Source organism: Sphingomonas sp. CCH9-E2 (assembly GCF_001557215.1).
Classification (GTDB): domain Bacteria; phylum Pseudomonadota; class Alphaproteobacteria; order Sphingomonadales; family Sphingomonadaceae; genus Sphingomonas.
The window spans coordinates 1-9,149 of record NZ_LSJM01000044.1 but is presented as its reverse complement, the minus strand read 5'-3'; the positions used below and the strand labels follow the sequence as shown (position 1 = coordinate 9,149).

Annotated in this window: 11 protein-coding genes; 4 read left to right on the top strand and 7 right to left on the bottom strand. The window is 66.2% G+C overall.

Features of this window, described 5'->3' with window-relative positions:
- Positions 1-191: helix-turn-helix domain-containing protein (locus AX681_RS02360; protein ID WP_331709977.1), on the top strand; the 191-nt coding region annotated here is incomplete at its 5' end.
- 104 nt (positions 192-295) lie between these two features.
- On the opposite strand, the gene AX681_RS02355 is transcribed toward AX681_RS02360, so the two are convergent.
- The gene (locus AX681_RS02355; RefSeq protein ID WP_082738140.1) at positions 296-823 is read right to left on the bottom strand and encodes a cytochrome b; all 528 of its coding nucleotides are present in this window, start codon (positions 821-823) and stop codon (positions 296-298) included.
- 59 nt (positions 824-882) lie between these two features.
- Between AX681_RS02355 and AX681_RS02350 the strand changes: the two genes are divergently transcribed.
- Together AX681_RS02350 and AX681_RS02345 are read left to right on the top strand one after the other, a co-directional pair.
- A complete protein-coding gene (locus AX681_RS02350) occupies positions 883-1,632 on the top strand; it encodes an SDR family NAD(P)-dependent oxidoreductase (protein WP_066681595.1) in 750 nt (249 codons plus the stop codon).
- A gap of 39 nt (positions 1,633-1,671) precedes the next feature.
- A complete protein-coding gene (locus AX681_RS02345; RefSeq protein WP_066655790.1) occupies positions 1,672-2,214 on the top strand; it encodes a hypothetical protein in 543 nt (180 codons plus the stop codon).
- A 3-nt stretch (positions 2,215-2,217) separates the two neighbouring features.
- Here AX681_RS02345 and folP read toward each other — a convergent pair whose 3' ends face one another.
- Positions 2,218-3,333 carry a dihydropteroate synthase gene (gene folP, locus AX681_RS02340; RefSeq protein WP_066655788.1) on the bottom strand — a complete coding sequence of 372 codons (1,116 nt, stop codon included), beginning with the start codon at positions 3,331-3,333 and terminating at the stop codon, positions 2,218-2,220.
- Between the two features lie 19 nt (positions 3,334-3,352).
- Positions 3,353-4,498, bottom strand: a complete 1,146-nt coding sequence (locus tag AX681_RS02335; RefSeq protein WP_066655786.1) for a site-specific DNA-methyltransferase — start codon at positions 4,496-4,498, stop codon at positions 3,353-3,355.
- Positions 4,499-4,841: 343 nt separating this feature from the next.
- On the opposite strand from AX681_RS02335, the gene AX681_RS02330 reads away from it, so the two are divergent.
- Positions 4,842-6,437, top strand: a complete 1,596-nt coding sequence (locus AX681_RS02330; protein WP_066655783.1) for an isocitrate lyase — start codon at positions 4,842-4,844, stop codon at positions 6,435-6,437.
- Positions 6,438-6,538: 101 nt separating this feature from the next.
- Here the strand turns inward: AX681_RS02330 and AX681_RS02325 are convergent, their stop codons facing one another.
- The 4 genes from AX681_RS02325 to thiD form a co-directional block, all read right to left on the bottom strand.
- On the bottom strand, positions 6,539-6,988 hold the full coding sequence (locus tag AX681_RS02325; RefSeq protein WP_066655781.1) for a VOC family protein: 450 nt from the start codon (positions 6,986-6,988) through the stop codon (positions 6,539-6,541).
- Positions 6,989-7,015: 27 nt separating this feature from the next.
- Complete coding sequence (locus tag AX681_RS23480) at positions 7,016-7,147, bottom strand: DUF3072 domain-containing protein (RefSeq protein ID WP_443026112.1); 132 nt, start codon at positions 7,145-7,147, stop codon at positions 7,016-7,018.
- A 152-nt stretch (positions 7,148-7,299) separates the two neighbouring features.
- Positions 7,300-7,923 carry a ribonuclease HII gene (locus AX681_RS02315; RefSeq protein WP_066655792.1) on the bottom strand — a complete coding sequence of 208 codons (624 nt, stop codon included), beginning with the start codon at positions 7,921-7,923 and terminating at the stop codon, positions 7,300-7,302.
- Positions 7,916-8,701: a bifunctional hydroxymethylpyrimidine kinase/phosphomethylpyrimidine kinase gene (gene thiD / locus AX681_RS02310; RefSeq protein ID WP_066655779.1), complete on the bottom strand. Its 786-nt coding sequence runs from the start codon at positions 8,699-8,701 to the stop codon at positions 7,916-7,918. The genes AX681_RS02315 and thiD overlap by 8 nt, the downstream gene beginning before the upstream one ends.
- Positions 8,702-9,149 lie beyond the last annotated feature (448 nt).

The following is a 9,149-nucleotide window of genomic DNA, read 5'->3' as shown; positions in this document are numbered from 1 at the left end:
GGGCGGGGGTCACCCTGTTCAAGCCCGACGGCAATTTGCGCGCCCTGGAGGAGATCGAGGCGGACGTGATCCGCCTCGCCATCGGCCATTATCGCGGGCGGATGACCGAAGTGGCCCGACGCCTCGGCATCGGGCGCTCGACCCTCTACCGAAAGCTGGGCGAGCTGGGGATCGACCAGAACGCGGCTTAGGGTTTGCGGCACAGGCCCGCTCCCCCACCCGGCCACCCATATGATGCTGCCGCTGGGTGGCCGGGTGGGGGAGCGGGCCGGTGCCGGAACTCAAAAGACGAGTCTCAGCGGCCGGGCAGGATCCGGCTGAGCGTGCCGTTGCGGTCGATGAACTGATGCTTGAGCGCGCCGGCGACGTGCAGGACGATCAGCGCAATCGTCAGATAGGCCGCGAGTTCATGCGCTTCGCCCAGCGTTTCGTTCAGCGCCTCCGACTTGCCGAGCGGCAGGTCGAACCAGGGGATGACGCCGAACAGCGCGCCGGTGCCCCATTTGCCGGCTGAAGACGTCGCCCAGCCGAGCAGCGGCATGACCAGCAGCAGCAGATAGAAAGCGCCATGCGTGACGCGCGCGGCCAGCCGCTCCCATGGCGCCAGAGCTGCGGGAAGCGGCGGGGCGGCATGGGTCAGTCGCCACCCGATCCGCACCAGCGTCAACAGCAGCACGGTGATGCCGATCGACTTGTGCAGCGGCATCAGACCCCGCACATCCTCCATCGTGAAGGCAATGACGACATTGGCGAGCAGCAGCGCGGCGATCAGCCAGTGGAGCAAGATCGCGCCGCCCGAATAGCGATTTGCAGATGCCGTCATGCTGGTCTCCATGGGCGAGGGCGCTTCGTCGAACCGTCGGATGCCGCTATGCTAGCGCGATGACGAAACGATTTGAAGGACGTTGCGCGCTCGTAACGGGCGCGGCCTCAGGCATCGGGCTGGCGGTTGCGCAGCTGCTGGCGGCCGAGGGTGCGGTGCGGCTCATCCTTGTGGACCGCGACGCGACTACGCTGGCTGCGGCACAGTTTGATACGACCTGTCACCGCGTCGTCGGCGATGTTGCGGATGACGCGCTTTGGGACGGCCTTGACCTCACCGGGATCGATCACGCCGTGGTCAATGCTGGCGTCGCGGGAGCAGCGGCGATCGCCGCGCTCGACTTTGCCGAGTGGCGGCGGATCCTGTCGGTCAATCTCGACGGCGCATTTCTGACGCTGCGCGCGGCAATGCGGGCGATGACCGCGCGTGGGGGCAGCATCGTGCTGACCGCGTCGGCGGCGGGGATCAAGGCCGAGCCGGGCGTCGCTGCCTATGGCTGTTCCAAGGCGGCATTGCTCCATCTGGCCAAGGTTGCGGCAAAGGAGGGGGCGGCGAACGGCATTCGCGTCAACGCCATCGCGCCCGCCGGGGTCGAAACGCCGGTGTGGGACGCGGTGCCGATGTTCGCCGATCGCGTCGTACAGATCGGTCGCGACGCCGCCTTTGCCGAACTCGCCGCGATGGCGACGCCACTGGGGCGCTATGCCAAGGCGGAGGAGGTGGCGGAGCAGATCGCGTTTCTGCTCAGCGATCAGTCGGCGCTGATTACCGGCACGACGTTACTGGCGGACGGCGGCTACACGCTGTGACACTGGCGAAGCGCGCGGGCGATCCCATATAGTCGGGCGATGCTCCGCTTCCTTGTCTTCGTTGCCGCCTTTCTCGCGCTTGCGGCGATCGCCGTGGTGCTGGTGACTGCGGGTGCCGCGGCATTCGGGGCATGGTTCGGCATCCGCCGGTTGCGCGCGAAGCTCGATCGGTACCGGCTGCGCCGCAGTCAGGCCAACGATCCGGGCGATCCACTCGAGGCGGCGTGGACGCTGACCGCCAGCGAAGCCGATTGGGCGGTCAGCCGCGTGGCGGCGGCGCGGACCAGCTGCGCGCGGCTGCTTGCCATCGCCGACAGCGATCCGCTCGCGACCGATGCGGTCGATTGGGCCAACGTCATCCGCCGCCGCGTGCCTGATCTGGTCGCCGCGTGCATGGATGAGTGTCGCGACGCCACCGCGAGCGAAAAGCGGCGCAACCTCGACGATCTGGTCGAGAGCCTCGAAAAGATCGCGGCCGAGGCCGAGCGCCGCCGCGACCGGTTCCGCGACGCGCGGCCCAGCGCGTTCAACGTCCAGCGCACCTATGTCGACCAGCGCACCCGGCCCGGCCCGCTGAACTGAGGTTCATCGCGGCTGGCCGACCAGCCCGTGGTCCTTCATCCCGCGCCACACGCGCACCGCCTGAACCGTCTCTGCGACATCATGGACGCGCAGCAGCTGGCATCCGGTGTCCGCGCCCTTGAGCGCCAGTGCCAGCGATCCGCCGAGCCGGCGTTCCACCGGGGCCTCATGATCCAGCGCGCCGATCATCCGCTTGCGGCTGGCGCCGAGCATGATCGGCAGGCCGAGACCGTGGAACAGTGTCAGGCCGTTCATCAGCGCAAGATTGTCGGCGAGCGACTTGCCGAAGCCGATGCCGGGATCGATCACGATATTGCTGCGCTGGACGCCGCTTGCGGCCACCGCCGCGACCCGCACCTCCAGCCAATCGAACACGTCGATCAACGGATCGCGATAGCCGCTGCCGCCATGCGGCGACTGGGCCGGGTCGGGCGAGTGCATCAGGATCACCGGGCAACCGGCGTTGGCGACGACTTCGACCGCGCGGGGATCAAAGGCGAGCGCGGCGACATCGTTGACGAGATGCGCACCCGCGGCCAGCGCCGCCTCCATCACCGACGCCTTGCGCGTATCGACCGACACCGGCACGCCGGCTTTGGCCAGCCGTTCGATCACCGGAATCACGCGCTTGATCTCGTCGCCCTCCCACACCGGCTCGGCACCGGGGCGGGTCGATTCGCCGCCGACATCGACCAAGGATGCGCCCGCCAGCCCCATATCGAACCCGGCCTGCGCAATCGCTTCGGCGTCGTCGCCATGCTTCCCGCCATCGGAGAAACTGTCGGGGGTGACGTTCAGGATGCCCGCAACCAACGGCTGATCGAGCCGCAGCGTCCGCTCGCCCGCGCGGATCATCGGGCGCGGCGCGGAGATGGCGGCGGCGAGGGTGCGGAGGCGTTCGGCCTGTCCCTCGGGCAGCTGGGTGAGCAGGCCGGGCAGGCGTTCGACCGGAACCAGCTGCTGCGCGACGCGACGGCCGCCCTCGACCGCGATCAGCTCATAGGCCGCGAACCAGCTCAGCCCCCCGGCGAGGCGCGCCACCTGTCCGTCATAGCCGATCGGGCTGTCGACCGGCGCAACGGGGCGGAGGTAGAGGCGGGCGGCGGGGGAGATCGTCATGCTCCCCCTCTAGCGCGGATCAGGGCTGTGTCGCGAGCAGATAGGTCTGGCGCAGGCTGTCGATCGGCTGGAGCCGTCCCTCGCCCTCATGGTGCCAGAAGGTCCAGCCATTGCACGAGGGCGCGCCCTGCAGCGTAGCGCCGACCTTGTGGATCGACCCGGCCACGCCGCAATCGGTGAGCAGCGATCCGTCGGCCTTGACCACCGCGCGCCAGCGGCGCTTGGCATCGCTCAGCACGGTGCCGGGCTTGAGATAGCCGGTCTCGATCAGTGTGCCGAACGCGACGCGCGGTGCCTGGCGCGGCGCCATCATCGTCGTGACGGCGCTCTCGTCGAGCGGCAGCGCGGCGGCGATGCGCTCCTGCGCCGCTTCGACATAATTGCCTTCGCGCTCGATCCCGATCCAGTGACGGCGCAGGCGCTTGGCCACCGCACCGGTGGTGCCGGTGCCGAAGAAGGGGTCGAGGATGATGTCGCCCGGCTTGGTGCAGGCCAGCATCACGCGGTAGAGCAGCGCCTCGGGCTTCTGGGTCGGGTGGACCTTGGTGCCGTTCTTCTTCAGCCGCTCCTGCCCGCCGCAGATCGGGAATTCCCAGTCGCTGCGCATCTGAAGCTCGTCGTTGAGCGTCTTCATGCTGCGATAGTTGAAGGTGTATTTCGATTTCTCGCCCATCGACGCCCAGATCAGCGTTTCATGCGCGTTGGTGAAGCGCGTGCCCTTGAAATTGGGCATCGGGTTGGCCTTGCGCCAGATGATGTCGTTGAGGATCCAGAAGCCAAGATCCTGGATCGCCGAGCCGACCTTGAAGATGTTGTGGTAGCTGCCGATCACCCAGATCGTGCCGTTGGGCTTGAGCACGCGGCGCGCCTCGGCCAGCCAGGCGCGGGTAAAGGCGTCATAGGCGGACAGCGAATCGAACTTGTCCCAATCGTCGGTCACCGCGTCGACATGGCTGCCGTCGGGGCGGTTTAGGTCGCCGCCGAGCTGGAGGTTGTAGGGCGGGTCGGCGAAGATCATGTCGACCGACGCGGCGGGAAGGGCGCGCATCGCTTCGATACAATCCTGCTGGATGATCGAATCGAGCGGGAGCACGTCGACCCAGCTGCGGGTGCGCACCTCGACCGCTGCCTGCGTCGCCTCAGCGACCTTTTCGATGACCCCCATTAACCACTCCAAACCCCGTTGAACCGGTGAAACGCCACGAACGCCGGACTCCGTCAAGCGAACATTGGTTAACGAAAAGGCTTGGGATTCCGTTAACTTGCCGGAACATTTCGGGACTTGTCCACATGTTGAGTCCGAAAGTTATCCACAGGCACTAGGTTTGGGGTGTGGCGAAAAAGACTCGCCGGGGACGATTCTGGCTCGGCTCTGCATGTCATAAATTTACAAAACAACGAGGGTTGAGATGCTTTGACGCACTTTGCGACCGGTTGGCGCGTCGATTTGGTCGGAAATCCGCGAAACGAGTGAATAGTCACACTCGCAATCCAAGCGAGGTGACGCAATGACCTATCAGGACGAGATTGCCCGGGCCGCCAAGCCCATCGACGCACAGCAGGGCCGCTGGGACGGCATCGATGCCGAATCGGTGGCACGCATGCGGTTGCAGAACCGGTTCCGCACGGGTCTCGACATTGCGCGCTACACCGCCGGGATCATGCGCCGCGACATGGCGGCCTATGACGCCGACCCGGCGGCCTACACCCAGTCGCTCGGCTGCTGGCACGGCTTCATCGCGCAGCAGAAGATGATCGCGATCAAGAAGCATTTCGGCAGCACCAAGCGGCGCTACCTCTATCTCTCCGGCTGGATGGTCGCGGCGCTGCGCAGCGAGTTCGGACCGCTGCCCGATCAGTCGATGCACGAAAAGACCAGCGTCCCGGCGCTGATCGAGGAGCTCTATACCTTCCTCAAGCAGGCCGATGCTCGGGAACTGGGGATGATGTTCCGCGATCTCGATGCGGCGCGGGACGCCGGCAACGAAGTCGAGGCGGCGCGGATTCAGAATGCGATCGACAGCTACGAAACGCATGTCGTGCCGATCATCGCCGATATCGATGCGGGCTTCGGCAATGCCGAGGCGACCTATCTGCTCGCCAAGAAGATGATCGAGGCCGGGGCCTGTGCGCTCCAGATCGAGAATCAGGTCAGCGACGAAAAGCAGTGCGGGCATCAGGACGGCAAGGTCACGGTGCCGCATGAGGACTTCCTGGCGAAGGTCCGCGCTTGTCGCTATGCCTTCATGGAGCTGGGGGTCGATGACGGGATCATCGTCACGCGGACCGATTCGCTCGGCGCCGGGCTGACCAAGCAGATCGCCTACTCGAAGGAACCGGGCGATCTGGGCGACCAGTATAACGCGTTCCTCGATTGCGAGGAGGTCACCGACCTGTCGGGCGTCAATGGCGATGTCGTCATCAACCGTGGCGGCAAGCTGATGAAGCCGAAGCGGCTGCCGTCGAACCTGTTCCAGTTCCGCGAGGGGACCGGGGCGGATCGCTGCGTGCTCGATTGCATTACCAGCCTTCAGCACGGTGCCGACCTGCTGTGGATCGAGACCGAGAAGCCCCATATCGAGCAGATCGCGTCGATGGTGGACCGGATTCGCGAGGTCGTTCCGAATGCCAAGCTGGTCTACAACAACTCGCCGAGCTTCAACTGGACGCTCAATTTCCGTCAGCAGGTGTTCGATCGCTGGGAGGCGGAGGGGCTGGACGTGTCGGCCTATGACCGGGCCAAGCTGATGAGCGTCGAATATGACGGTACGCCGCTGGCCGAGGAAGCGGACGAGAAGATCCGCACCTTCCAGAAGGACGCGGCGGCGCGGGCCGGCATTTTCCATCACCTCATCACCCTGCCGACCTATCACACCGCGGCGCTGTCGACCGACAATCTCGCCAAGGAGTATTTCGGCGAGATGGGGATGCTCGGCTACGTCAAGGGCGTGCAGCGGCAGGAGATCCGGCAGGGTATCGCCTGTGTGAAGCACCAGAACATGTCCGGGTCGGACATTGGCGACGATCACAAGGAATATTTCGCCGGTGAGGCCGCGCTGAAGGCCGGCGGGGTCCACAATACGATGAATCAGTTTGCCGCGTAGCCGCTGAGGCTCGCGCTCCACAGTTCCTGGGGAGGAAAGGAGGCCCGTCGTTGCACTCAGGTGCGGCGGCGGGCCTTTTCCCTCATGTCAAAGAGCGACGGTCAGGACGAGCCGACCGGGGCATCAAACTCCACTACCACGGCATCGACATTCTGGTTCGCCTCGCCGTGGAACACCGCCTCGATATTGTTGCCCGCCGGATCGAGCAGGAAGGCGGCGTAATAGCCGGGATGATAGGGCCGCTCGCCCGGCGCGCCATTGTCGATGCCGCCCGCCGCCAGCCCGGCTCTGTACCACGCATCGACCGCGGCGCGGTCCTTTGCCTGAAAGGCGAGGTGGTGGCGGCCGGTGAGCTTGCCGAGCGCCGCCTGGCTGTCGGCGGTGGAGACGAACAACTCGTCCGCCCAGAAATAATCGTCGCCGTTGCCGGCGATCGGGATGTTCAGCACGCCGAAGATCGCCGTGTAGAAGCGTCGCGCCGCATCCAAATCCGCTACGACCAGATGGAGATGGTCGATCAGTCGGCCACGATAAAGGCGTTGCGTTTCCACTGCGATCTCCCGGCTCGGTTCAGAGCTTCAACGGTTCAGCCTTGCCTTGAGTTCATCGATCATCCTGGAGGCATCGGCCTTGCTGAGATCGGGTGCCGGCAAATCGAGTTTTGCCTCTTCGCACAGGGTCGTCAGGTAAGAAGCCTGCGCACCGGTCATTGGATCGTCGCCCGAAACCCATTCATCGGGATCCTTTTCGGGTATTCGAACCGGGGTGGTCGTCCAGTTTGGGGTTGTGCAGCGTGTCGGTCATGATGCAATCCTTTATGTTCACGATATGTTCTAAAACCCCCTGCGCGGAGGGCGGTTCCTCAAGCAGCGCGTAGCGGAACGCCAAAATCCAGTTCCGCTTGTGCCACCGGTGCGAAGCTGCGGCGGTGGTGGGGGGTGGGGCCGAGGGTGCGCAGCGCTTCCTGATGGACGCGCGCGGCGTAGCCCTTGTTGCTGGCCCAGCCATAGCCGGGGTGGAGCGCGTCGAGTTCAGCCATGATGCAGTCGCGGCGATGCTTGGCGACGATCGAGGCGGCGGCGATCGACAGGCAGAGCGCGTCGCCGCCGATCACCGGCTCGCTGGCATGGGGCCAGTCCGGGCAGCGGTTGCCGTCGACCAGCACATAGGCTGGCGACAGGTCGAGCGCGGCGACAGCGCGGGTCATTGCCAGCATCGTTGCCCAGAGAATGTTGAGCCGATCGATCTCTTCGACACTGGCGATACCGATGCCGACGCGGGCACAGCCGAGGATCGCCTCGCACAGTGCCGCGCGCTTGGCGGCGGTCAGCGCCTTTGAGTCGTCGATGCCCGGCGGGATGCAGTCGGGGTCGAGGATCACGGCGGCGGCGACCACGGGTCCGGCGAGCGGGCCGCGACCCGCTTCGTCCACTCCCGCCACCGGACCGCGCGGCGCGTGGCGCAATTCGTAGCTCAGATCAGGCATCGCCATCCTCGTCGACCACGTCGAAGGGCACCATGCCGAGCGCATGGCCGACCGGGCCATGACCCTCGCCCAGGCCCGGCGCGTTGAGGATGGCGAGGCGGACGAAGCGCACCGCCTGAATGAACGCTTCGCCGATCGACAGGCCCGAGCCGAGCCCGGTGGCGAGCGCGGCGGCGAAGGTGCAACCGGTGCCATGCGTGTCGGGAGTATCGATCCGCTCCGCCTCGATCTCCATCACCAGCCGGTCCTTGGGCGCATAGAGCTGGTCGAGGATCGTCGGCCCTTCCTTGTGCCCGCCCTTTTCGGCGAGGTGGCAGCCATAGCCGAGCACCGCCTGGCGCCCGCCGAGCGCGGTGAGTTCGGGGAGGTTGGGAGTGACGACCGAGGCGATCGTCATCAGCCGTTCGAACGCGGCGATGGTTTCGGGGTCGGCGAGCACCGATCCGCTGGTGGCGATCATCACCGGATCGAACACGATCGGGCAATCGAGCGCCTCAAGCCGGTCGGCGACGGCATGGGCGATCTCCGCCGATCCGATCATCCCGATCTTCACCGCGTCGCAGCCGATGTCGGAGGTCACCGCGTCGATCTGCGCCAGCACGATATCGACCGGCACCGGGTGGATGGCGGTGACGCCGAGCGTGTTCTGCGCGGTGATCGCGGTAATCGCGGTGGTGGCATGGCCGCCGAGCATGGTGACCGTGCGGATATCGGCCTGGATGCCCGCGCCGCCGCCGGAATCGGAGCCGGCGATGATGAGGATGCGGGGGATGCTCATGGCGCGGCTGTCCGGACGATGCTGACAAGAATGGGGGTGTGTAGGGGTGAAGCGACCGCGAGCGGGCGGGTTTGGGACGGTGACGCGACACCGACGCGACACGGGAGCGACACCGGGGCGACCGACGCGCAACGGCCACGCGACAGGCTGACAACCGGTGGGCGACCGGTTTGCGTCCGGGAAGCGATGGTGGCTGGGCGGGTGGGCGACCGGAGCGCGACGGTGGCGCAGTGCCGTTGCAGTTGAGATGGGGTGGTCGCGGACATTGTGGTCAAGCCATGACACAGGCGGGGGGCTGTAGGAAAGGGTGGCCGGTCAATCCTCCCCCGCAAGGGGGAGGTGGCGCCGAAGGCGTCGGAGGGGGAGGAAGCATCGCGGAAGGAGGCTCAAGGGCATCGCCGTCCTCCCCCTCCGTCAGGCTGCGCCTGCCACCTCCCCCTGGCGGGGG

Coding starts and splice junctions, on each gene's coding strand:
- AX681_RS02355 (WP_082738140.1), bottom strand. CDS start 823: ATGACGGCATCTGCAAATCGCTATTCGGGCGGCGCGATCTTGCTCCAC.
- AX681_RS02350 (WP_066681595.1), top strand. CDS start 883: ATGACGAAACGATTTGAAGGACGTTGCGCGCTCGTAACGGGCGCGGCC.
- AX681_RS02345 (WP_066655790.1), top strand. CDS start 1,672: ATGCTCCGCTTCCTTGTCTTCGTTGCCGCCTTTCTCGCGCTTGCGGCG.
- folP (WP_066655788.1), bottom strand. CDS start 3,333: ATGACGATCTCCCCCGCCGCCCGCCTCTACCTCCGCCCCGTTGCGCCG.
- AX681_RS02335 (WP_066655786.1), bottom strand. CDS start 4,498: ATGGGGGTCATCGAAAAGGTCGCTGAGGCGACGCAGGCAGCGGTCGAG.
- AX681_RS02330 (WP_066655783.1), top strand. CDS start 4,842: ATGACCTATCAGGACGAGATTGCCCGGGCCGCCAAGCCCATCGACGCA.
- AX681_RS23480 (WP_443026112.1), bottom strand. CDS start 7,147: ATGACCGGTGCGCAGGCTTCTTACCTGACGACCCTGTGCGAAGAGGCA.
- AX681_RS02315 (WP_066655792.1), bottom strand. CDS start 7,923: ATGCCTGATCTGAGCTACGAATTGCGCCACGCGCCGCGCGGTCCGGTG.
- thiD (WP_066655779.1), bottom strand. CDS start 8,701: ATGAGCATCCCCCGCATCCTCATCATCGCCGGCTCCGATTCCGGCGGC.